The organism is Kocuria sp. CPCC 205261, from assembly GCF_040981025.1.
Lineage (GTDB): Bacteria > Actinomycetota > Actinomycetes > Actinomycetales > Micrococcaceae > Kocuria > Kocuria marina.
In genome coordinates, this window is record NZ_JAVKPU010000012.1 from 50,928 (window position 1) to 73,880 (window position 22,953).

General features: G+C 68.6%; 17 protein-coding genes. 4 read left to right on the forward strand and 13 right to left on the reverse strand.

Annotated elements, in window-relative coordinates; translation table 11 throughout:
* Positions 1-90 precede the first annotated feature (90 nt).
* Positions 91-4,935, reverse strand: coding sequence for a DEAD/DEAH box helicase (locus RF646_RS11450; protein WP_368836019.1), 4,845 nt, complete (start codon positions 4,933-4,935; stop codon positions 91-93).
* Positions 4,936-4,999: 64 nt separating this feature from the next.
* Positions 5,000-5,854, reverse strand: coding sequence for a 3-hydroxyacyl-CoA dehydrogenase (locus tag RF646_RS11455; protein ID WP_144932051.1), 855 nt, complete (start codon positions 5,852-5,854; stop codon positions 5,000-5,002).
* 253 nt (positions 5,855-6,107) lie between these two features.
* On the opposite strand from RF646_RS11455, the gene RF646_RS11460 reads away from it, so the two are divergent.
* Both RF646_RS11460 and RF646_RS11465 read left to right on the forward strand, forming a co-directional pair.
* Positions 6,108-7,523: a uracil-xanthine permease family protein gene (locus tag RF646_RS11460; protein WP_368836020.1), complete on the forward strand. Its 1,416-nt coding sequence runs from the start codon at positions 6,108-6,110 to the stop codon at positions 7,521-7,523.
* 115 nt (positions 7,524-7,638) lie between these two features.
* Entirely contained in the window at positions 7,639-8,043 is a 405-nt protein-coding gene (locus RF646_RS11465; RefSeq protein ID WP_144932047.1) for a hypothetical protein, read from the forward strand.
* A gap of 36 nt (positions 8,044-8,079) precedes the next feature.
* Here the strand turns inward: RF646_RS11465 and RF646_RS11470 are convergent, their stop codons facing one another.
* Complete coding sequence (locus RF646_RS11470; protein ID WP_368836021.1) at positions 8,080-9,141, reverse strand: enoyl-CoA hydratase/isomerase family protein; 1,062 nt, start codon at positions 9,139-9,141, stop codon at positions 8,080-8,082.
* A gap of 248 nt (positions 9,142-9,389) precedes the next feature.
* Between RF646_RS11470 and RF646_RS11475 the strand changes: the two genes are divergently transcribed.
* On the forward strand, positions 9,390-10,085 hold the full coding sequence (locus tag RF646_RS11475) for an Ltp family lipoprotein (RefSeq protein ID WP_368836022.1): 696 nt from the start codon (positions 9,390-9,392) through the stop codon (positions 10,083-10,085).
* 169 nt (positions 10,086-10,254) lie between these two features.
* On the opposite strand, the gene RF646_RS11480 is transcribed toward RF646_RS11475, so the two are convergent.
* The gene (locus tag RF646_RS11480) at positions 10,255-11,307 is read right to left on the reverse strand and encodes a YeiH family protein (RefSeq protein ID WP_368836023.1); all 1,053 of its coding nucleotides are present in this window, start codon (positions 11,305-11,307) and stop codon (positions 10,255-10,257) included.
* Between the two features lie 235 nt (positions 11,308-11,542).
* On the opposite strand from RF646_RS11480, the gene RF646_RS11485 reads away from it, so the two are divergent.
* Positions 11,543-12,511 (forward strand): LysR family transcriptional regulator, encoded by a 969-nt coding sequence (locus RF646_RS11485; RefSeq protein ID WP_368836024.1) that lies wholly within the window; start codon positions 11,543-11,545, stop codon positions 12,509-12,511.
* Here RF646_RS11485 and RF646_RS11490 read toward each other — a convergent pair.
* From RF646_RS11490 to RF646_RS11530, 9 genes are all read right to left on the reverse strand, one after another.
* Positions 12,444-13,610 carry a serine hydrolase domain-containing protein gene (locus RF646_RS11490; RefSeq protein WP_368836025.1) on the reverse strand — a complete coding sequence of 389 codons (1,167 nt, stop codon included), beginning with the start codon at positions 13,608-13,610 and terminating at the stop codon, positions 12,444-12,446. The two genes, RF646_RS11485 and RF646_RS11490, sit on opposite strands and share 68 nt — an antisense overlap.
* Positions 13,611-13,619: 9 nt before the next feature.
* Complete coding sequence (locus tag RF646_RS11495; RefSeq protein ID WP_368836026.1) at positions 13,620-15,641, reverse strand: ATP-binding cassette domain-containing protein; 2,022 nt, start codon at positions 15,639-15,641, stop codon at positions 13,620-13,622.
* Positions 15,638-16,501 (reverse strand): ABC transporter permease, encoded by an 864-nt coding sequence (locus RF646_RS11500; protein WP_368836027.1) that lies wholly within the window; start codon positions 16,499-16,501, stop codon positions 15,638-15,640. The genes RF646_RS11495 and RF646_RS11500 overlap by 4 nt, the downstream gene beginning before the upstream one ends.
* Entirely contained in the window at positions 16,498-17,454 is a 957-nt protein-coding gene (locus RF646_RS11505) for an ABC transporter permease (RefSeq protein WP_368836028.1), read from the reverse strand. The genes RF646_RS11500 and RF646_RS11505 overlap by 4 nt, the downstream gene beginning before the upstream one ends.
* Before the next feature lie 4 nt (positions 17,455-17,458).
* Positions 17,459-18,991 (reverse strand): ABC transporter substrate-binding protein, encoded by a 1,533-nt coding sequence (locus RF646_RS11510; protein WP_368836029.1) that lies wholly within the window; start codon positions 18,989-18,991, stop codon positions 17,459-17,461.
* Between the two features lie 511 nt (positions 18,992-19,502).
* Positions 19,503-20,402 (reverse strand): glycerophosphodiester phosphodiesterase family protein, encoded by a 900-nt coding sequence (locus RF646_RS11515; protein WP_368836030.1) that lies wholly within the window; start codon positions 20,400-20,402, stop codon positions 19,503-19,505.
* On the reverse strand, positions 20,395-21,264 hold the full coding sequence (locus RF646_RS11520; RefSeq protein ID WP_167318853.1) for an HAD family hydrolase: 870 nt from the start codon (positions 21,262-21,264) through the stop codon (positions 20,395-20,397). Before RF646_RS11520 ends, RF646_RS11515 begins: the two co-directional genes overlap by 8 nt.
* A gap of 3 nt (positions 21,265-21,267) precedes the next feature.
* Positions 21,268-21,789 (reverse strand): YbhB/YbcL family Raf kinase inhibitor-like protein, encoded by a 522-nt coding sequence (locus tag RF646_RS11525; protein ID WP_064847466.1) that lies wholly within the window; start codon positions 21,787-21,789, stop codon positions 21,268-21,270.
* 71 nt (positions 21,790-21,860) lie between these two features.
* Positions 21,861-22,793: a carbohydrate kinase gene (locus RF646_RS11530; protein WP_144932031.1), complete on the reverse strand. Its 933-nt coding sequence runs from the start codon at positions 22,791-22,793 to the stop codon at positions 21,861-21,863.
* Between the last annotated feature and the right edge of the window lie 160 nt (positions 22,794-22,953).

Consider the following 22,953-nt stretch of genomic DNA (forward strand, 5'->3'; position numbering starts at 1 on the left):
CCGGCCCTGGACCCCAGAGAGGGCGGAACCGGTCTTGATAGTTAGAGTGTATACCGTGGCATGCACACGCACCACCCCGACCAGCCCACCTCACGCGGTCCCCGGCAGCCCCTTCACGATCTCCATGGTCCGCACGCTCACCGTGGTCACGCGCTTGATGAGGTCCACGATGTAGCGGGGGTTCTCGTGCTCCAGCGCCCAGTCGTTGGGATCGTTCACGATGCCCGACGCCTTGTCCGTCTTCACCCGGTACCGGTCCAGCAGCCACTCCAGCCCGGAGCGCGAGCCCAGCATGTACTCGTGCGCCGCCTCCGGGATGCCGCTGAGCGTCACGTTGCCGTTGTACACGATCATCGAGCGGTCCTTGGACCTGCCCGTGCCGCCCCAACGCATCTTATTCACGCGGTAGAACGCGGGGTCGGACTCGTCGCCCGTGCTGTGGGACTCGGTCAGCGGGTACGGTTCCACGGTCTCGTAGCCGATGTGCAGGTCCATCAGCTCGCGCCCCGCCGCCGCGTACGCGCGGAAGTTCTCGGCGGAGCCCGGCAGCGGAATGCGCGGCAGCTGCCGCTTGAGGTCCGCCGCGTACTTCTGGCGGTAGGCCGGGTCGTGCAGCTGCGCGTACACGCTCGCGAAGATCTCGTCCTTGCTCACGCCCTCCCCGAAGGCCTTGGTGTAGCGCGCCACGGTCGCATCCGTCACGTTGTCGATCCGCCGGTACCCGTCCACGACGATGCCGCTCTCACCCTCTCCCAGCCCCAGGTCCAGTTGCGTGGGGTTCTCGTTCCCGGCGGGGGTGCCGACGGGTTCGTAGGTGTAGCGGGGGAAGAACTGGCCGCCGCTTCCAGCGCCCGTGACGTGAAGGTCCGGTATCTGGTTCAGCGCCAGCACGGAGAACGGAACGGCGGACCCCATCCCCACCACGTAGAACCCGTAGTTCTCGTGCTCCGGGGTCGGGAACATCTTGGGCAGTTGCCCACGCTCGTGGTTGTATCCCGGCGCGAAGTACAAGTGCTGCTTCGTGAACGGGCGGTACATGCTCAACCGCATTGCCTGTGGCGATGGAACGAGTGCACGATCCCTGGCGGCCAACTGACGTAGCGACCTGCTCCATGAAAGTCGCGTGGGATCTGCATGGGTGGGTGAGGACTTCAACCACTGCGCCACGCCGGATTCGCTCGGCGACACGGTCCGCTGCTGTGCGAAGTCCTTGCGAGCAGTTTCATACGCAGCTGTCATGTCCTGGATGTTCTCGACAAGGTCACGAGCTGAGAACTCGTAGACCCAGGCGTCGCGGCTCGACTCTAACCCGCGGCAAAAAGTATCAACAATTGTTGACTTGTCTGACCCGGCATTCTTGGCCCCCAGCGGTGCGTACTCCTGGAACTCGTCCGTCGACTGGTTGAGCCACTCCCCCTTGGCGTTGGCCTCCAGGGTCTGCCAGCCCTCGTCGTTCAGCCCCGCCGTGCGGATGATGTCGAGCTTTGCCTCGCGGGAGAGGTAGTCTCCGATGTCCCGGTAGTGCAGCTCGCACTCACCGGTGTGGGCCGGGTCCTTCACAGCGAATAGCACCGCGATAGTGGCTCGGCTGCCGCTTCCAAAGATTTGCCCGCCTTCCCTGCGCGCAGTTTCACCTGAGCTGCGGGTATTGCCCCGGAAGTTGAACACATACAGCCGGTCGAAGTCCGTGACCAATGACTTGCGGATGCCGTCCGCCGAGTTGCCGTCGATGTACCCGCCGTTGGTCACGTAGGCCAGGATGCCCCGGTCCCCGATCCGGTCGGAGCCCCAGCGCATGGCGCGCACGTAGGAGTCGTAGAGGCTGTTCTTGTTCTGACCGCTGCCCAGTGCCGCATACGTGTTACGGATCCGGGCGTCGAGCGTGGGGTAGGCCAGGTTCGCGTTGTTGTCGTTCGCGTTGGTCTGCCCCACCGAGTAGGGCGGGTTGCCCACGATCACGCGGATGTCCGCGCCCAGCTGCTTCTGCGCGCGGGAGTTGTTGCCCGTGAACACCTCGCTGTCGATCACATCCTTGTCCTCGGACATCTGGAACGTGTCCCCCAGCACGATGCCCTCGAACGGGACGTACATCCCGCCCTGCACACCGTGGTAGGTGGCCTCGATGTTGATGGCCGCAATGTAGTAGGCCAGCAGCATGATCTCGGTGGCATGAAGTTCCTCCGCGTACTTGCGGGCGAGGTCGTGGGGTTCGATGATGCCGGACTCGATGAGCCGCACCATGAACGTGCCGGTTCCCGTGAACGGGTCCAGCACGTGCACGTCCCGATCCGTGAGCCCCACCCCGAAGTGCCTACGGGAGAGCTCGTCCACCGAGCGCAGGATGAAGTCCACGATCTCCACCGGGGTGTACACGATTCCCATGGCATCCGCCTGCTTGGGGAACGCCTTGGTGAAGAAGTTCTCGTACAGCTCCGTGATGATCCGCTGCTTGCCCTCGGGGTTGTCGATCCCCGTGGCGCGGCGCTGCACGCTGTCGTAGAAGGACTGCAGCGTGGCCGTCTCGGACTCCAGGTTGTTCCCGGCCAGCGTGTCCACCATCCGCTGCATCACCACGGACACCGGGTTGTGGGCCGCGAAGTCGTAGCCTTCGAACAGCGCGTCGAACACCGGCTTGGTGATCAGGTGCTGGGACAGCATGGAGATGGCGTCCGTGACCGAGATGCCGTCGTTCAGGTTGGCCCGCAGCGCCGTCACGAACGTGTCGAACTGCTCCGCCACCTCCGGGGCGGGGTCCTGGGTCACCAGCGCGGTGATCCGCTCGGTGTGTTTGGCCGCCACTTCGGCAATGGTCGCGGACCAGTTCTCCCAGTACTCGCGGTCCCCCACCTTCTGCACGATCTTGGCGTAGATGGCGTCCCGCCACTCCTGCGCGTTCTCGAACGGGAGGTCCAGCACGGTCTGCTCGCCGTGCTCATTGGTGGGGACCACCACCGTGGAGTCGTCGTCCACGGTCACCGGGATCACGTCCAGGCGGTCGTCGCGGTCCTGGTTGAGATCGATGTGGTTAACCATCGCCTCGAAGCGGTCGTCGTGCGAGCGCAGCGCGTTGAGCACGGACCAGATGACCTTGTACTTCTTGCTGTCCTTCAGCGCGGCCTCCGGAGCCACCCCCGAGGGAATGCCCACCGGCAGGATGATGTACCCGTAGTCCTTGTCCTTGGCCCGGCGCATCACCCGTCCCACGGATTGCACCACATCCACCTGCGAGTTGCGGGGGTTGAGGAACATCACCGCGTCCAGGCTGGGCACGTCCACGCCCTCGGACAGGCACCGCGCGTTGGTGAGGATGCGGCACTCCCCCTGCTCGGGCTCGGCCTCCAGCCACCGCAGCTTTTCACCCCGCTGCGCCACGTTCATGGTGCCGTCCACGTGCTCGGCGCGCAGCAGCAGATCCTGCGGATTGTCCTGCGTGAGCTGCTCGCTCACCCGCTCCAGGGCATCCGCGACCCGCTGCGACTCGCGAATGTTGGAGGCGAACGCCACCGCGCGCCGCATGGGAGCCGGGGCACCCGAGTGCGACGCCGCGGCGTCGCCCCGGCCGCCCTGGCCGGAACCGCGCGTGGACAGGCCCTTCCAGCAACCGACCATGCGGGCGACGTCGTCAATGCTGAGCTGTCCGTCCTCGTCCGTGAGCAGCTCCTGGAACTGGCGCGTGATCGCGGCCTCGTCCACCGCGAGCACCAGGACCTTGTAGTCGCTGAGCAGACCGCCCTCCACAGCCTCGCCGAAACCCAGGCGGTGGAACTCAGGACCGAACAGGGCCTCGTCGTCCATGGAGGCGACCACCACGGAGTTCTCCTCCGCCTTCTTCCTAGTGCCCTCGTCGAACACCCTCGGGGTGGCCGTCATGTACAGGCGCTTGGCGCCGCAGATGAAGGACTGGTCATGGACGCGCACGAACGCCGAGTCCTCCTGGCCGGCCAGCGTGGCGCCCGTGGTGCGGTGGGCCTCGTCGCAGACGATCAGGTCGAAGTCCGGGAAGCCCATCTGCTGCGCCTCGTGCAGCACGTCAATGGACTGGTACGTGGAGAACACCACCGTGCGGCCCCGGTAGTCCGGGAACCGGTTGAGCTGCGTGATCAGGCGCTCGGCGCTCGTGGTGGCCGGCAGCGCAAGATCCGTGGAGGAGATGTCATCCGCGGTGTTCTTGCCCACCTTCACGTCCGAGCACACCGCGAACGCGCGGAACTCCTCGGAGGCATCCCGCTTCCACTCGGTGAGCGTCTGCGAGAGCAGGGAGATAGACGGCACCAGGAACAGCACCGTGGCGTCCCTCGGCGTCTGCTCCTGCATGATCTGCAGGGAGGTGTACGTCTTGCCCGTGCCGCACGCCATGATGAGCTTGCCGCGGTCGTGGCTTTCGAACCCCTCCTTGACCGCCGCCATGGCCTGCAGCTGGTGCGGGCGCGGGGACTTGCCCTCGTCCGTGCGCACCATGTGCTCCGGCTGGTCCAGGTTGAACTGGGACCAGTCGATGGGGGCATTTGCCAGCTGATCCAACCCCACCGTGGACCACGGCTTGTCCAGGTTCTCGATGGTCTTGCGGGCGTTGCCACCCAGCTCTTTGCGGGACGTGGAGACCATCAGCCGCTCACCGAACTCAGCGGTGGCGGACGCGGAGATGAAGGAGTCGACGTCCCCCTTGGGGATCACCTTCTCCGGATCCTTGAACTTGCACTGGATCGCCACCTTCTCGCCCGTGTCGGCGCGGACCCCTACCAGGTCCACGCCGATGTCCGAGCGGTTGCCCCGCTCCGGGTACTCGTTCCACAGCCACACCTTGGAGAACGAGTACGCCCGGTCCGTGAGCAGGTAGGACCGCATCAGCCGCTCGAACTTGTCCCCGCGGTCACGGGTGTCCAGCGCCCCGTAGTAGAGCTTGTCGAGCAGTTCACCGAATGCGTCCTGGGTCATGCCGTTCATTATTCATGGACCTCCGGGAGGGTCCGGGAACCCACGCCGGGGCTCTGCCGGGGCATCACTCGTACGTGTAGAACCCCTGCCCGGAGCTGCGCCCCATGTGACCCTGGTCGATGAACTCCCGCTTCACGCGTTCCGCAACCCGCTGGGACTCCTCGGTCCCCGCATTCATGTTGATCTGGTAATAGGTCTCCATGCCCACGTGGTCCAGGATCTGGAAGGGGCCCAGGGGAGAACCGGTGGCGGTGCGCCAGGTCTTGTCGATGTCCTCGGCCTGTGCGATGTCGTTGACCCACAGGTGTGATGCCGCCGTCAGGAACGGCACCAGCAGGGTGTTGAGGATGTAGCCCGCCTGCTCCTTCTTGATGTGGATCGGCACCATCCCGATCTGCCCGGCGAACTCCAGGACGGCCTCGGCCACGGCGGGGTCCGTGCCCGCGTGCCCCATGACCTCACCGGTGTTGTTGCGCCACACCTCGTTGGCGAAGTGCAGCGCCAGGAACCGCTCCGGGTGGCCTGTGGACTCGGCAATGTCACTGGGCAGCAGCGTGGAGGAGTTGGTGCACAGGACGGTCTTCTCCGGCGCGGCCGCACCGATCTGGGACCACACCTTCCTCTTGAGCTCCAGGTTCTCGGGCACCGCCTCGATCACGATGTCCGCGTCCTGCAGGGCCGCCTCGAGATCCGTGGTGCCGCTCAACCGGGCCTTGGCCGCCTCCAGTTGCCCGGGGGTGGCCGCCATGTCCCGCGTGTACAGCAGGGACAGCTTCTCCCACTTGCCGGGCAGCGCCCCGACGATCTCCTCGCTGATGTCGTACACGGTCACGGTCTTGCCGAAGTACGCCGCCTGGAACGCGATCTGCGATCCGAGCACCCCGGATCCGATCACGGTCACGTTGGTCAGTTCAGCCATGATGTCCTCCCCCACTACTGTGTGAGTCACGCTCGCGCGAGTCGGCCTCCCGCGGGCCCGGTGGCCACGGGCGTGGCCCCCGTCATTCACCCTACTCGCCCGTAGATTTCTCGCCAGGCGCCGACAACGCCGCACGGCCACCTCCCGCGGCACCTCACCACCGCGCGTGGGCCCCGCACCACCAGTCGGGCCCCACCCGCGCACTAGAATCCTCGGGGCGGCACCCACGGCCCGCCCAGGACAAGGAGCACCCATGAGTTCGTCGGTTTCCCCCGACCACACCCCGCCACCGCAGGACGAGCAGCACGAGCCGCGCAAGCAGGACCGGCGCGGCGGCGTCGTCGAGCGCCTGGGCCTGAACTGGCGGCTGCACGGGGACGGCAGGCACGTGGCCCCCGGTGATGTGGTGACCCCGCGGGAACGGCTCGCCTGGCCGCGGACCATCTCGATCGGCGCGCAGCACGTGGTCGCGATGTTCGGCGCCACGTTCCTGGTGCCGCTGCTCACCGGCTTCCCGCCGGCCACCACGCTGTTCTTCTCGGGCATCGGCACGGTGCTGTTCCTGGTGGTCACGGCGGGGCGGGTGCCCAGCTACTTGGGGTCTTCGTTCGCGTTCATCGCCCCGATCACCGCGTCCGTGAATCAGTACGGTCCGGGTGGCGCGCTCGGCGGCGTGATCATGGCCGGTGCCGCGCTGTTCCTGATCGGCGTGATCGTGCAGATCGCGGGCACGGGGTGGCTGCAGAAACTCATGCCACCGGCCGTCACGGGCACCATCGTGGCCCTCATCGGTTTCAACCTGGCCCCCTCCGCCAAGCAGAACTTCACCGCGGCACCCGTCACGGCCCTCGTGACCCTGGGTTCGATCATCCTGATCTCGGTGTTGTTCCGCGGGCTGCTGGGCCGCCTGTCCATCCTCCTGGGCGTGGCGATTGGCTACGTCACCGCCGTGATCCGCGGTGAGGTGGACTTCACCTCGATCCAGGCTGCATGGGATGAACAAGGCGTGTTCGGCCTGCCCCAGTTCCACTCCCCCGAGTTCCACCTCAACCTGGCCGGGTTGTTCATCCCGGTGATCTTGGTGCTCGTGGCGGAGAACATCGGTCACGTGAAGTCCGTGGCCCTGATGACCGGCGACGACCTGGACCCCTACATGGGCCGCGCCATCATCTCGGACGGTCTGGCCACCATGATCGCGGGCTCCGGCGGCGGTTCGGGTACCACCACGTACGCGGAGAACATCGGAGTCATGGCCGCCACGCGCGTCTACTCGACCGCCGCGTACTGGGTGGCCGCGCTCGTCGCCATTCTGCTGAGCGTGCTGCCCGTCTTCGGCGCCGCGGTGGCCACGGTCCCCCAGGGTGTGCTGGGCGGAGCGGCCACGGTGCTGTACGGCATGATCGGCATGCTGGGCGTGCGGATCTGGGTGCAGAACCGCGTGGACTTCTCCAACCCGGTCAACCTCACGACCGCGGCGATCGCCATGATCGTGGGCATTGGCGACTACACCTGGTCCGTGGCCGGGCTCGACTTCGCGGGCATCGCCCTGGGCACCGCCGCCGCCCTGGTGGTCTACCACCTCATGGCGTTCATCGCCCGAGCCCGGGGTTCGGTGGGCTCGGACCCCCTCACCCCGGACTCGTCGCAGAGCCCGTCACCCCTGGGCTGACACACCTCGAAACGTTCCGGTCGGCCCATTGTGCTGGGTGCCCTGCACCGCCATGATGGGGCCTCTAGGCACGTGGACAGCGTGCTCGCGGGGCCGAACCCACCAAGGAGAATCCATGCGCAGAACAATCGCGGCAGTGGCCGTGGTGGCCGGACTGATTACGTTGACCGGATGTCAGGAGAACACGAAGTTAACTGAGCTGGAGGACCACGGCGGGGCCCATGAACAATACGTGGGGAAAACTATGACCCTGGACAACGAGATCGTCGAGGTCTTTGGCGATGAGTTCCTGACCATGGGCGAGGAGAAGACCGTGGTCTACGTCGATGACATGCCGCATGGGCTGCACCCGGGGGACGACATCACCGCCACCGGAACCGTGGCGCAGGGAGACATTTTCGACACCCCCGCAGATCGGGAACGCCTGATGACTTTGACCGACGAAGGAACGGCCAACTACTTGGCTAACCGCGATACCGAGCTGTACCTCAAGGACGCCACAGTCACCAAAAAGGACTAATCACCGCGCCCAGGTTCCCAGACAGTGGCCGTGATTTCACGCACGCAGGGGTAGTTCGGTGGTCTCGTCCGCCACGTGGCGGATCCGGTCCATGTCCACCTCGGCGACCGCGGCCGGCTCCCACTGCGGGGCCTTGTCCTTGTCCACGACCATGGCGCGCACGCCCTCGATGAAGTCGTGGCCCACCGCAGTGTCCTCCGCCATACGCAGTTCGCGGCGCAGGCAGGAGACGACGTCGTCGTCCTGCGCGCCGCGCTGCAGCAGCTCGAACACGCGCGCGAGCGACGTGGGGCTCATCCCGTCCAGGTCCGAGCCCGCGTTGCGCACGACCTCCTCGAAGCCGTCCGCACCGTAGGTCGCCACGATCTCGTCCCAGCGCCCCACGAGTTCGGATTCCGGGGCCTGCTTGGCGTACGACGACGTCGCGGCGTCCACTCCGTCCGCCAGCACGGTGTCCACGAACGCGTCCACGTCCGCGGAATCGATGTAGGTGTCCGCCAGCCCCAGCGCGATCGCATCCGCGCCGTTGATGCGCGCACCGCTCAGCCCGAGGTAGCGGGCGACGGCGAGGGATTCGTGGCGAGCGGCGTCGTCGTCGGTCGAGGAACCGGCACCCCGGGTGACGCGCGGCAGGAAATAGCTCGCGCCGATGTCCGTGAAGAAGCCGATGGCCGTCTCCGGCATGGCCATCTGCGTGGTCTCCGTGACCACTCGGTACGAACCGTGCACGGACAGGCCCATGCCGCCGCCCATCACGATGCCGTTCATGATGGCCACGTACGGCTTGGGGTAGCGCGCGATGATCGCGTTCATGGAGTACTCGGTGCCGAAGGCGTCGCGGATCTCGTCCTGGCGGCCGCCCAACGCCGCCTCGCGGACCTCCTTGATGTCCCCGCCCGCGCAGAACGCCTTGGCGAGCTGCGAGCGGATCACGACCTGCGTGATCGCGGGATCGTCCCGCCACATCTGCAGCGCGCTGACCAGCTGGTGGTACATGCTGCGGTTCAACGCGTTCAGCGCCTTGTCACGGGTCAGGGTCAACAGCCCGGTCTGGCCCTGGATCTCGGCCCGGACGAACGATTCTTCAGTAGCCTTCATGTTCCCCATGCTAGCCAGCGGGCCGCACCATGTCGTCGAGGCTAACGACCGTTGGAATGGCCTTGGCGCATGACGAGATTCGTAACATGTGATTTACGAACCCAAATTCATGTTTTTGAAACTAAACTTGTGCTGGGCTGGGCCTTTCAGCAGATCACTCATCTCACGAATCGACTTCCAGTCACATCATCCCGACAAGTCAGCCGGGCAATCTGGAATTGCCCCGCATTCGTGATCTAGGAGCACTCGTGTCACAGCCTCCCTCGGGCCCGCAGAACTACAACGGAGCACCGTACCCCCATGACTACGGACAGCAATACGGCGGCCCGAACGGCGCCCCTCCCAAGAAAAAGGGCGGCTGTCTCAAAATTCTCGGCATCATTGTCGGGTTGATCCTCCTCTTCATCGTTCTCGCCGCCGCTTGTTCAGCACTCGGCTCGAACTCCAACGATCAGCAGCCTGCATCGCAAGCCACTGAGTCGACGCCGGCTGCGGAAACCCCCACCCCCGCCGAGCCCTCCGAAGCTGCGACGCCTTCCGAGCCGACGGCCCCTTCCGAACCTGCAGTGCCCTCCGCCCCCGCCGCTCCGGAGACCCCAGAAGCCAGCGAGGCCGCGAACGACGCAGCCGGCGATGTTCCTCGGGAATATTCCTCAGCTTTGAACAAGGCGGAGAGCTATTCCAGGACCATGCATATGTCCAAGGCCGGGATTTACGACCAGCTCACTTCTGAGTACGGCGAGAAGTTCAGCCCCGAGGCTGCTCAGTACGCGGTCGACAACATGACGGCGGACTGGAATGCCAATGCTCTGGCGAAGGCCAAGAGCTATCAGGACACCATGAACATGTCTCCTGCAGCCATTCAGGATCAGCTCACCTCTGAATACGGAGAGCAGTTCACTCCTGAACAGGCGGCTTATGCCGTCGCCAACTTGAACAAGTAGTTCGCCACGGAGAGAGACCCGGTGACAGCCGATTGACTTGGCTGCCACCGGGTCTTCTTCGCTCTCAGATCGTGATCCCTCAACTCACAACCGTGGGAGAGTGACCACCCCGCACGGCGACCGTCGGCCTTCGTCACAGGCTCTGATCACGCTAGCCAGCGCCACGAGCTCATGCGACGACCAGCACGCCCCCGAGGGCGGTGGTCGCCACGACGACCGTGGAGATCGCGCCGAGCAGCACGGGCTTGAAACCCACTCGCACGATTTCTTTGGCCTTCACTCCGAGTCCCAGCGCGAACATCGCCATGCTGAGACACCACGTCTCCAGGGTGCCCAAGGCTCCCAGGGCTGGTTCCGGCACGACGCCGCTCGAGGCCACCAGCACGGCGAGCACGAACCCCACCACGAACAGGGGCACGATCGGGGGTCGCTTGCCGTTGCGGGCGGCGGTGCCCGAACGGCGCGCCCGGATCCCCACGATCGTCATGATCGGCGCGAGCATGACCACGCGGGTCAGCTTGACCAGCACCGCGGAGGCCAGTGCCGCCGAGCCGATGGCCCCGCCCGCGGCCACGACCTGGGCGACCTCATGGATCGAGCCACCCGCCCACAGACCGGCCTGGTGTTCGGTCAACCCCAGGACCCCGCTGAGGAGTGGGATCACCGGGATCATCAGACTGCCGTAGAGCACCACGAGTCCCACGGCGGTCGCCACGTCCTCGTCCTCCGAGTCCGTGACCCCGTCCATCGCGGCCACGGCCGCGGCACCGCAGATCGAGAAACCGCACGCGATCAGCAGGCGCTGTGCGCGCGGGACCCCCATGAGGCCGCCGATCCACACCGTGGTCAGGATGCCCACGCTGACCACGGCCACGATGACCGCGATCATCTCGAATCCGAGTCCCGCGATGTCCTGGAGTGAGACCGTCAGGCCCAGCAGGATGATGCCGACGCGCAGGATCCGCTTGGCGGCCACGGCGATCCCCGGGGCCAGAACCCGGGGCAACCGGACCACGTTGGCGATCAGGGCGCCCACGACGATCGCGATCAGCAGCGGGCTCACCCCCGGGATCCACCACCCGAGCACGAGGGATACGACCATGCCCGCTGCGCAGAACGCCAACCCGGGGAGGACCGCCCCGCGGGACCCCGGGCACCATACTGTGCGCTGGGCGGTCGGGGGCGCGGGCGTCGTCGCACCCGCCACCGGGACAGGATGCACGGCCGGTGCCGCGGCTGCGGCGGTTGCCGAGGCCGACGCGGTCGACGTCGCTACCCGCGAGACGACTGCGCCACTGGAGGCGCCCCGCCCAGCGAGCGCGCCAGTCTCACCGAGCGTGCCCACCCCGTCAGGGGTGTCGTGAAGATGATCGTGACCCGTCGCCATACGTTCACTGTGCTCGCACGAACACCCGCCGGGTAGTCGTGACCTGGGCATCGGGTCATACACTGCTGATATGACCGAGGTCGATCTCTCCCTGCTGCGCGTGATCGTGTCCGTCATGGACCACCGCTCCATGGGTGCGGCCGCCCGCGCGCTGGACATGGCCCAGCCCAACGTCTCCCGCGCGGTGGCCCGCGCCGAGCGGATGTGGCGGCTGCGCCTGCTGGATCGCTCACCCACCGGGTCCCGGCCCACGCCCGAGGGCCGCGCCGTGGCCGAGCGCGCCCGCAGGGTCCTCGCGGAGTACGACGCATTCACGACCGCGACCGAGAAACTGCGCCTCGAGTGGACCCAGCACGTGAAGGTCGCGGCATCCGTGACCGTGGCCGAGTACCTGGCCCCCACGTGGTTGTCCCGGTTGCGGGACTCCCACCCGGGGCTGGAGCTGCAGTTGTTCGTGTGCAACTCCGCGGAGGTCATGCGCCGCACGCGCCGGGGCGTGGTGGACGTGGGCTTCGTGGAGAGCCCGGATCCCGCGGAGGGGCTGCAGGAGACGGTGGTCGCGCGGGACCGGCTGGAGGTCGTGGTGGCCCCGCACCACCCGTGGGGTCAGCGCGCCGAGCCCTTGACGGCCGCGGACCTCGCGGCCACCCCGCTGGTCATGCGCGAGGAAGGATCGGGAACGCGGCGCACACTGCTCGCCGCGCTCGCACCCCTGACCCCCGCACCCCCGGCCATGGAGCTCAGCTCCAATGCCGCGGTCCTGGGTGCCGTGCGGGCCGGGGTGGGCCCGGCGGTGCTCAGCGCGCTCGCCGTCGCGGAGGAGGTCGAGTGCGGGAACCTGGTGCGCGTGCCCGTGTTCGGGGGCGTGCTGGACCGTGATCTGCGCGCGGTGTGGCGCGCGGGCCTGGACACCGACGGCGCCGCGTGGCACCTCGTGGAGCTCGCGGCGCACGCGCACCGCGCCACCCCGTTCAGCCCAGATCGCACTGCGCGAGCGCGGCCAGCAGATCCTTGGCCCGGCGGTCCACGTTCTCGCTGAGCATTTCGTTGGTGTGGAACAAGAACCCGATCCGCGCGTCCGGCCACACCCCGTGCAGACAGCCACCCGCACCGGAGTGACCGTAGGCCCGCTCCACGGGCCCGTACGTGCCCAGGGGGTCCTGGACCTCGTAGCCCAGGCCGAACGCCACGGGGCGGTCGTTGACCGCGTCCCGGCCGTGGGACCACGTGCGCGTGAACGTCTCGAGGGTCGCCGGTGGCACGAGTTCGCCCGATGCCACGAGCGAGTAGAACCGCGCAATCGCATCAGCACCGGCGATCCCGCCTCCCGAGACCAGTCCGCTCGCGTGGAACGCGCGGGAATTGGCGGGCAGTTCCTCCCCGAGCAGTGCGTTGCCGTACATCCGCTCCACGATCCCGCGCCGCTGCGGATCCTCCAGGAACGTGCTGATCGTGTACCCGGGGGCGCGGAACACGGGAGCCACCCGGTCCTCGAGCTCGGCGGGCAGTCCCAGGTACAGCTCGAGCCCGTGGGGCCGGGCCACGTGTTCGCGCAGCAGCTGTCCGGCGCGGTGGCCCGTGACCCGCACGAGCAACTCCTCGACCATGTGTCCGAACGTCACCGCGTGGTAGGCCACGTTGCTCCCGGGCTCCCACAGAGGCTCCTGTCGGGCGAGCACCGCCGCATGCGCGGAGGCGTCCAGCATCCCGGCGGGAGGTTCCGGATCCGTGTACACGAGTCCCACGGTGTGGTCGAGCACCTGCGCCACACTCACGTGCTCCTTGCCGCGGGCCGCGAACTCGGGCCAGTAGCGCGCCACGGGCTCGTTCACATCCAGCAGTCCGCGGTCCACCGCCATGGCCACGAGGGTCGCGGAGACCCCCTTGGTCCCCGAGAACATCACGGCCAGGGTGTGCTCGTCCCACGGCCGCTCGACCGCATCCCCCGGGGAGGACCGGCGATCGAACGAACCCCCGTGCAGCCGGATGAGCGGGCGCCCGTCCCGGTACACGCAGAAGGACAGCCCTCCGTGTGCGCGGCACAGATGCTCCTCGAAGGTCTCCCGCACCCGGCTCACGGCGGGGCCGCGCAGGTTCGTGTGCGCCGTCGTCAGCTCGGTCCGGCTCCCGTCGGTCATCGTCCCACCTCAGCCCGCGCTCTCGAGAGTGGGTACGTGCTCGAGCAGGGACCGCGTGTACTCGTGCCGGGGATCGCGCAGCACGGTGTCCGTGGGCCCGTACTCCACGAGCTTCCCGTGCTCGAGCACCGCGAGCCGGTGCGAGATGTGCCGCGCCAGGGCGATGTTGTGGGTCACGAACAGCATGGCCAGCCCGCGCTCGCGCTGCAGTTCCCGCAGCAGTTCGATCACGGACGCCTGCACGGACACGTCCAGCGCGGACGTGATCTCGTCGCACACCAACAACGACGGCGCGTTCACGAGCGCCCGCGCCACGGCCGCCCGCTGTCGCTCCCCGCCGGACAGGTCACCGGGGCGACGGTCGATGTAGCTGCGTCCCAGCCGCACGGCGTCGAGCGCGTCCGCCACCGCCGCGCGCCGCTGCGCTCGCGAGAGCTCCCCGTTCATCTCGAGCGGCACCTGCAGCGAGTCGCCGATACTGCGCCGAGGATTCAGGGACGAGAAGGGCGACTGGAACACGTACTGGATCCGCTGCCGCTGCTCCCGGGTGCGCTGCCGCGTCCCGGGCGCGAGCACGTGCCCGTCCAGCAGGACCTGCCCGGTGTAGCGGTCGTTGAGCCCGGCCACACTGCGGGACAGTGTGGTCTTGCCCGAGCCGGACTCCCCGAGCAGCATGGTGGTCCGCCCGGCCGGCAGGTCCATGCTGATCCCGTCCAGGATCACCGCGGGCCCGTACGCCATCCGCAGCTCCCGCACCGCGACGACGGGTTCGACGGACACGCGGTCGCCGCCCGCCTTCCCGGGACCGGACGGCGCGGGCACCTCGGAGGCATCCCGTGATTTCACGAAGCCGCGGGGTTCAGCACTCGCCCGGGGTTCGACGACGACGCCGCTCCCGCGCCCCCGCGCCGCTTCCTCACCGCGCGGGGTACTCGCGCCGCGCGACCGGCTCGGCCCGGCGCCGTCGTCCCCGCCGCGGCCGTCGTCCCACGGCGCACGCACCGAGTGGACGGGGGCCACCGCGGGACCGCCGCCCATCTCACGGGCACCCGCCATGTCCGGGACCGCGGCCAACAGGGTGCGCGTATAAGGGTGTTCCGGGTGGTGCAGCACGTCCCGGGCGGCGCCGCGCTCCACGATGGTGCCGCGGAGCATGACCGCGACGTCGTCCGCGACCTGCGCCACGACCGCGAGGTCGTGCGTGATGTAGAGCCCCGCGACGTCGTGCTTGGTGGTCAGCTCGTACACGGTCTTCAGCACGAGGTCCTGCGTGGCGACGTCCAGACCCGTGGTGGGCTCGTCCAGGATGATGACCGCGGGGCGGCACGCGAACGCCATGGCGATCCCGATCCGCTGCTGCTGCCCACCGGAGAGCTCGTGCGGGAACCGGCGCTGGTACGCGCGGTCACTCGGCAGACCAACCTCGGTGAGCACCTCGGCCACGCGGGCGTCACGCTCACGGGCATCGCGGCCGAACTCGTGGGCGCGCAGCACCTCCGCGATCTGCTCCCCCACGCGCAGGGACCCGTTGAGCGACAGCGCGGGGTCCTGAGGCACGTACGCGATCGTCCCGCCCCGCAACCCGCGCGTCCGGCGCTCGGTGAGCGTCAGCAGGTCCACGGCCTCGGGGTGGAAGCGGGACGCGCCCGCGTGCAGTTCCACGGTGCCGCGGCGCAGTTCCAGCCCGGCGCGCAGGTGGTTCATGCACGCGAGCGCCGCGGTGGTCTTGCCAGAGCCGGACTCCCCCACGAGCGCGAGGATCCGCCCGGGGTGCAGCCGGAAGCTCACGTCGTCCAGGATGAGCTCGCCGCCAGTGACCCCCACACTCAGGTGGGACACCGTGATCGCGGTGTCCACGCTCGCGCGGGGCACCACGGTGCGGGGAACGCCGCCGCCACGGTCGTCCGCGCGCCGGCCCGCCGTGGCGCGGTCGCTGCCGCGGCCCGCGGCGGCCGGGGCGTTGTGCGGGCCGTCGGCACCGGAGGCGTTGGCGCGAGCCGCGGCGCGGGCCCTCTGTTCCGAGCGTCTCATCGGGTTCCCCTCCCAGTGGTGCGCACGCGGCCCGCGGAGGCGCCGGCCACGGCGTCGGCGATCAGATTGGTCCCCACCGTGAGCACGGCGATCGCGATGACCGGCAGGATTACACCCCACGGTTGCAGGGACAGCGCGATCCGGTTCTCGTTGATCATGAGACCCCAGTCCGGGGTGGGCGGTTGCATGCCGAGCCCCAGGAAGGACAGGGAGGCCACCGCGCCGATCGAGTAGGTCAGCCGCAGTCCCACCTCCACCATGAGCGGGCCCATGATGTTGGGGACCACGTCCCGACCCAGGATCTTCCACTGGGGGACGCCGTACATCTGGGAGGCCAGGACGTAGTCCTCGGCCACGACCCCGGCGGTCGCCGCGCGGATCACGCGGGCCACCCGGGGAGCGTGGGTCACGCCGATCACGAGTACCAGGACCCAGCCCTGCGTGCCCAGGACGGTCACGGCCAGCAGCGCGAAGACGAGCTGCGGGATGGCGAGCAACACGTCCCCGCAGCGCATGATCACCGAGTCCAGCCACCCGCCGCGCAGCGCGGCGAGCATTCCCAGGACGGCGCCCAGTCCCACGCCCACGACGGTCGCGAGCGCGGAGTACAGCAGCAATCGCCAGCCGCCCGCCAGGAACCGGGACAGCACGTCACGGCCCAGGTTGTCGGTGCCGAAGATCCCCGTCTGGAACGGTTTGCCCGCGAACGAGTTGGTGCCGTACCCGGTCCACGCGGGCACGGCCAGCGGCCCGAGCACGGCGAGGAGCAGCACGAGGGCGGTGAGCAAGATGCCCAGTTTCGCGGCCGGTTGCCGCAGCATGCGGCGCGTGAACGACTCCGAGGTTCTCTGCGCGCTCATGAGCGGGACTCCGTCCGCAGTTTCGGGTTGGCGAGGATCCCGACCACGTCCGCGAGCAGGTTCACGATCACGTAGAACGCCGCGATGATCATGGACAGTGCCTGGACCACCTGGACATCACGCGTGTTCACGGCGTCCACCATGGCCTGACCGAGCCCGGGATAGCGGAAGAGGAACTCGACCACCACGATGCCCCCGGCCAGCCACGCGAGTTGCATCGCGATCACCTGGGCCACGGGCCCGATCGCGTGCGGGAGGGCATGTTTGAAGATCACCTGGCGTTCGGGCAGCCCCTTGAGCCGGGCCATCTCCACGTACCCGGAGTCCAGGACGTCCGCCATGGTGGTGCGGGTCATGCGAATCATGTAGGGCACCACCACCAGGATCAGGGTCAGGGTGGGCAGGATGAGTTGCAGCGGGTAGTCCCACACACGCGTGCCCGGCGCGGCCATCGTGACCGAGGGCAGCAAGCGGAACACGGTCGTGGACAGCAGCGTGGTCAGTGCCACACCGATCACGAACTCGGGCAGCGCCGCCAGCACGAGCGAGATCCCCGTGAGCCCCTGATCCGCCGCGCGGCCCCGGCGCATCGCGGACCACGTGCCGAGCAACAGCCCCACGGGGATGGCGATCACGGCCGCGATGGCCATGAGCACCACGGACGCGGAGACCTTGCTCGCGAGCAATGCGTTGACGGAACCGCCCGTGGCGGCCGAGGTCCCCAGGTCCCCCACGAGCAGACCGCCCAGCCACGAGAGGTAGCGCTCGTACCACGGGGCGTTGAGGTCCAGTTGTTCGCGCAGCGCCGCGAGCCGTTCGGGTGTGGCCTGCTGGCCCAGGATGGCCTGGGCCGGGTCGCCGGGCAGCAACAGGGTGAAGAAGAAGACCAGCAGGGACACGGCCAGGAGCACGAAGACCGAGATGCCCAGCCGTTTCAGGATCATGGCGGCCACGCGATCACTTCCCTTCCCGATCGATCCAGAGGGTGCGCAGCTGGAACCCGCTCACGGGCATCCCCGCGCGGTGCTCGGAACCGCCGCCCACGTAATTCTGGTACGCGTCCGCCTGGTTGAAGAACCCCCACACGATGTACCCGCCGGCGTCGTACAACTGCTTCTGGGCCCGCGCCACGAGGTAGTGCCGCGCGTCGTCGTCGAGCGTGGCCCGGGCCTTCTCGTACAGCGCAATGAACTCGGGATCCGCCCAGTGCGTCTCGTTGAACGGGGACGCCGGCAGGGTCCCGTTCGCGGTCTGGGGCAGGAAGCTGCGGGTGTACCAGAAGTCCTGGGAGAAGGGGTATTGCAGATAGCCGTCCCCGAAGAACGTGGTGGTGTCCACGCGGCGCAGGTTCACGGTGATCCCGGCCTCAGATGCCTGCTCAGCGAAGACCTGGGCGGCCTCCACCGCGCCGGACTGGATGGGTGCCGTCACGAGTTCCACCTCGAGCCCGTCCGGGTGACCCGCTTGCGTGAGCAGGTCCCGGGCCCGGGCCACGTCCCTCGTGCGCTGCTCGAGCCGCGGTGTCCCCGGGTCGAACGGAGCGTACATGTCATTGCCCACCGTGCCGTGCCCCGAAAAGACCTGCTCGACCATTTGTTCCCGGTCCACCACGAGGCGGAACGCCTCCCGCACGCGGGCGTCGTCGAACGGTGCTGTGTCCACGCGCATGGTGAACGGCAGCCAGTTACCGGTCTCGGAGACCACGGTGTACAGCCGCGGGTCCGTGTTGACCACGTCGATCAGGGACAACGGCAACTGCCCCACGACGTCCACCTGGGTGGAGAGCAGGGCGTTGACCAGCGCGTCCTGGTCGTTGAAGTTCACCAGGTGGACCTCATCCACGAACGGTGGTTCCCGCCAGTAGTCCCGGTTGGCCTCGAGCACCGTGAGTTGACCGGGTTCGAACGTGCCCAGCCGGAACGGGCCGGTGCCCACGGGTGCGGCGGGATCGTAGTCCACCGGCACGATCCCCATGGAGTACTGCGCGGTCGAGTCCACGAACATGGCATCCGGTTGCGACAGTTCGAAGCGCACCGTGTGATCGTTCACCGCCACGGTGCGCCGCAACAGGGCCAGCCCGGACGCGCCCGTCTTGGGGTCCTTCGGGTCGGTGACCCGGTCGTATGTGGCCACGACGTCCCGCGCGGTGAACGGACGCCCGTCGTGGAATACCACGCCCTTGCGCAGCCGCACGAGCCACTCGCGCCCGCCGTCCTGCGGCGTGGCCGACTCGGCGAGCACGGGCACGGGGACGTAGTCGGCGTCGAACTCGTAGAGCCCGTCGTAGAGGTTGATCACGCGCCCGGCATCCGCGGTGCCCACCGGGACGTGGGCGTCCACACTGTCGGACGCACCGCCGCCCGTGAGACCCACACGCAAGATGCCCCCGCGCTGCGGTGCGCCCGTGGCGCGGATCGCCGCCGCGCCCGGCTGCTCGCCCGCAGCGCAGCCGGCCAGGGCGAACGACGCCGCCGCGGCGCCCAGTCCCATGAACCCGCGCCGGGAGAACGCGCCGTACCGCGCGGATCCACCACCGGGACCCCGCGCCGCAGGGACCCCGGCCACCGGGGCCGACGGCGGGCAATCGGGTGGAGGTAACTCGGACGGTGCGGTGCGGGGTGGACGGAGTGACGGTCGTGGGTTCATGGTTCCTCGCAGGGGTGAACGATCCCGGGCACGCAACAGGGCGGCGACGAGCGTGACGCTCGGAGGGTGTCGCGGGACGCGCGACACCGATTGAGGGGCGAGCTTCGTCCAGCTACGGGATCTTGCTCAGGCGGGGGGCCATGATCCGGCGCCCGGCCGGCACGCATTGCGATGTCAGATGACGCAGCACGGACTTGCGGAACAGGGCGGACATGTTGGACGTGCGTCGCATACTTCCTCCCTGTGATCGAGGCCGACGGGTCGGTTCACCCGGCGGGAACGGCCCATTGGTGCTCTGGATCACATTCAACCTACCCCGGAACGGCGCACAAGGGTGCGCGATCCGGGGTAGGTGTCACAGTGGGTCGGGCGGCCATTGACCCCGGCATTGCAGGACGTCCTTGAGCAGATCGGCCCGATCCGTGATCAGCCCGTCCACCCCCATGTCCAGCAGGCGCTTCATGTCCGCGGGGTCGTTGACGGTCCACACCTGCACCGACAGCCCCGTGCGGTGGGCCAGGTCCAGGAACGCGGGCGTGACGATCCGCAGGGTCAACCGGTGCCCCCCGGGCAAACGCACCGGGTGCTGTTCGGGCAATTGGAGGGTGTCGAACGGTGCCACGAGGCGCGACCACGCCGCGATGTGCGCCCGCCACAGCGCGGGCGCGATCTTCCGGGACACCCGGTCGGTCAGGGGTGCCACGACGGACACGGCCAGGAATCCCGCGGTGCCCAGGGTCCCGGCCGAGGACCGGACCCGTTCACCGGTGAGCCGGGTGATCCCGGCGAGCGCGCGGCGTCGTCGTGATTCGGAGAAGGACGTGACGCGCAACCGGTGCGCGGCGTGCTCGCGCGCCACGACCCCGGGCAGGGCGGCGACGGACGCCTCGTCCTTGACGTCGATGTTCAGGCACGCCTCGGGCAGCGCCCGCAGCAGCTCGGTGAGCGTGGGGATCTCCTCGGTGCCGCCGATGCGCACTTCCCGCAGTTGCTCCCACGTGAGGTCGTTGACGTTGCCGCTCGTGCCCGTGACGCGCTCCAACGTGGGGTCGTGGAATGCCACGACCACGCCGTCCAGGGTCGTGTGCACGTCTGTCTCGAGCCACACGAAACCGAGCTCCGCGGCGGCCCGGAACGCGGCCAGCGTGTTCTCGTGACCGTCCGGGGAGAACCCACGGTGGGCGAGCGCGGCGGGGTGCCGCCGTGCACCGGGGTCCTGGCGGGCGGCCGGAACGGAACGGAACGACTCAGACATGGCGACCCTCCCGGGCCACGGGAACGATGTGTTCGTGCTCCAGGTAGGCCTCGATCACCTGCGCTACGCCGTCCTCGGTGAACGCCGGTGCGGTGCGTCCCACCGTGGCGACCACATGCGGGTGCCCGTCCGCCATGGCGTAGCCGCGCTCGGCCCACGTGAGCATCTCGAGGTCGTTGGGCATGTCCCCGAAGGCCATGACCTCCCGGTGGGAGATGCCGTGCTCCGCGGCGAAGTGTTCGAGCGTGCGGGCCTTGGTGAGCCCGCGCTGCCCCATTTCCACGAGGGGTGCGGCGGCCACCGAATGCGTCACGGACAACCGCCCCGCCACGATCTCGCGGACGTGCTCGAAGTACCGATTGGGATCGGCGCCGTCCAGCTTGGCCAACAGCTTGACCACCTCGGTGCCGGGCGCGAGCGACTCCTTCACGGGCGCTTCGGTGATGTGGCGGATCTCCATACGGTCCGTACGGGACCACCCGTGATCCGTGTAGACGCGCTCCAGGGTCTCCGCGGCGAACAGAGAATCCGGGAACTCGCGGGCCACGTCCGCCATGACGGGCAGGGCCTCGCTCACGTCGAACAGGCTCGCCTCCAGGACACGCTCCGCGCCGGGATCGTAGATCACCGCCCCGTTGGAGCAGATCACGACCCCCACGTCATCGAGTTGTTCGTGCAGGGGGTCCAACCACCGCATGGGGCGCCCGGTCACGAAGACCACGTGAATCCCGGCATCCCGCGCGGCGGTGATCGCGGCGACGGTGCGCGGCCGGAACCGGAAGTCACGGCCCAGCACTGTCCCGTCCAGGTCACTCGCGATGAGCCGGACGGGTGGCTGGTCCGCGGCGTGTTCCGGCGCCACGGGCTACTTCACTTCGTAGACGGGCGTGAGGAACGCGCGTCCCAGGGCGTGCGAGAACAGGTTGAAGTTGACCACTGCGGGGCTCGCGGACTCGTCCACCTCGAGCTCGGGGACGTCCACGGCCGTGACGCAGACGATGTAGCGGTGCGGGCCGTGGCCCTCGGGGGGTGCGGCGCCCAGGTATTCGTCCGTGCCGCCGTCGTTGCGGTGCTTCACGGCTCCCTCGGGCGGGTTCGACGCCGCCCCGGTCGCCAGTTCGGTGACGTCCGCCGGGATGTTGGATAGGCACCAGTGCCAGAACCCGCTGGGGGTGGGGGCATCCGGGTCGAACATCGTGACCACGTAGGAACGGGTGCCCTCCGGGGCACCGCTCCACGACAGCTGCGGGGAGACGTCCTCTCCCCCGGCGCCCATGATCCCGGAGACCTGGGGCGTGTTCATGCTCTCGCCCTCGGCCACGTCCGTGGACGTCACTGTGAACGTGGGCAGTTCGGGCAGATCGGCGTAGGGATGACGGTCGTACATGGGAGCGTTCCTTTCCTCGTTACGGTCATGACACAGCTGGGGGCCTCGCACGGCCACGGGAAAGCGGCGGATCAGGCGTGGTCGATCAGGTCCGCGCGCGTGGGCAGATCCGCGCCGGAGCGCGAGACCGTGACCCCGGCAGCGGCCGCGGCGTGGCGCAACAGCTCCGTGAGTTGCGCGCTGTCCAACTCGTCGAGGGCGCTCGCCGCAGTGGGGCCCAGGATGCTCCGGTCCGCGAGTCCCGAGAGCAGGGCCGCCATGAAGGAGTCACCCGCGCCCACGGTGTCCGCGACGGTGACCCGGGCGGCGGGGACCTCCACGCCATCGCGTCCGGTGCCGCGACTGACAGCCCACGGCCCCATGACCCCGCGGGTCACGACCACAAGCCGTGCTCCGGCCTTGAGCCACGCACGCGCGGAGTCCTCGATGCTGCGGTGCGGGTAGAGCCACAACAGGTCCTCGTCGGAGGCCTTGATCACGTGGGACAGCGCCACGATCTTCTCCGCGCGGGCGCGCGCGTCCGAGGAGTCCGGGATGATGGACGGGCGGCAATTGGGGTCGTAGGAGATCAATGCGTGGCCGCGAGCGCGTTCGAGTGCCTGGCCCACCACGGTGGCGCCGGGTTCCAGCATGGCCCCGATGGATCCGGCGTGCAGGGCGTCGGTGTCCCGCAGGAGCTCGTCGATCCGCTCCGGGGAGACGTCCAGGGACCAGTCGAGTTGGAAGTCGTAGCTCGCGGCACCGGTCTCATCCAGGGTCGCCTGGGCCACGGAGGTGGGCAGGGCGTCCGCGTCGAACGGCAACCGCACCCCGTTGCCCGTGAGGTGATCGGCCACCTGACGGCCGTACTCGTCCCGGCCGTAGCGGCCCAGGAACTGGACGTCGTGACCCAGCCGGGCCAGTCCCACGGCCACGTTCATGGGGCTGCCACCCACGTGGGCCCGGGGTTCTTCACCCTCGCGGGACACCACGTCCACGAGGGCCTCACCGATCACCGTCAACATGACCCCACGTTAGCAAAGCGTGCGGGGAGTCACCGGGGCTGTCACGACGCCGCACGGGCGGGAGAAGCCCCCCCGCGCACCGTAAACTTGGGGTCACGACGAGCAGCGCCGCTCCCGCGCGCGCCATCACCCGAGTCAGCGCACCGCCGCGCGACCCCCA

Excerpts from the sequence above, each read along its gene's own strand:
- RF646_RS11450 (WP_368836019.1), bottom strand. The coding sequence starts at position 4,935 with ATGACCCAGGACGCATTCGGTGAACTGCTCGACAAGCTCTACTACGGG.
- RF646_RS11455 (WP_144932051.1), bottom strand. The coding sequence starts at position 5,854 with ATGGCTGAACTGACCAACGTGACCGTGATCGGATCCGGGGTGCTCGGA.
- RF646_RS11460 (WP_368836020.1), top strand. The coding sequence starts at position 6,108 with ATGAGTTCGTCGGTTTCCCCCGACCACACCCCGCCACCGCAGGACGAG.
- RF646_RS11465 (WP_144932047.1), top strand. The coding sequence starts at position 7,639 with ATGCGCAGAACAATCGCGGCAGTGGCCGTGGTGGCCGGACTGATTACG.
- RF646_RS11470 (WP_368836021.1), bottom strand. The coding sequence starts at position 9,141 with ATGAAGGCTACTGAAGAATCGTTCGTCCGGGCCGAGATCCAGGGCCAG.
- RF646_RS11485 (WP_368836024.1), top strand. The coding sequence starts at position 11,543 with ATGACCGAGGTCGATCTCTCCCTGCTGCGCGTGATCGTGTCCGTCATG.
- RF646_RS11490 (WP_368836025.1), bottom strand. The coding sequence starts at position 13,610 with ATGACCGACGGGAGCCGGACCGAGCTGACGACGGCGCACACGAACCTG.
- RF646_RS11495 (WP_368836026.1), bottom strand. The coding sequence starts at position 15,641 with ATGAGACGCTCGGAACAGAGGGCCCGCGCCGCGGCTCGCGCCAACGCC.
- RF646_RS11500 (WP_368836027.1), bottom strand. The coding sequence starts at position 16,501 with ATGAGCGCGCAGAGAACCTCGGAGTCGTTCACGCGCCGCATGCTGCGG.
- RF646_RS11510 (WP_368836029.1), bottom strand. The coding sequence starts at position 18,991 with ATGGGACTGGGCGCCGCGGCGGCGTCGTTCGCCCTGGCCGGCTGCGCT.
- RF646_RS11515 (WP_368836030.1), bottom strand. The coding sequence starts at position 20,402 with ATGTCTGAGTCGTTCCGTTCCGTTCCGGCCGCCCGCCAGGACCCCGGT.
- RF646_RS11525 (WP_064847466.1), bottom strand. The coding sequence starts at position 21,789 with ATGTACGACCGTCATCCCTACGCCGATCTGCCCGAACTGCCCACGTTC.
- RF646_RS11530 (WP_144932031.1), bottom strand. The coding sequence starts at position 22,793 with ATGTTGACGGTGATCGGTGAGGCCCTCGTGGACGTGGTGTCCCGCGAG.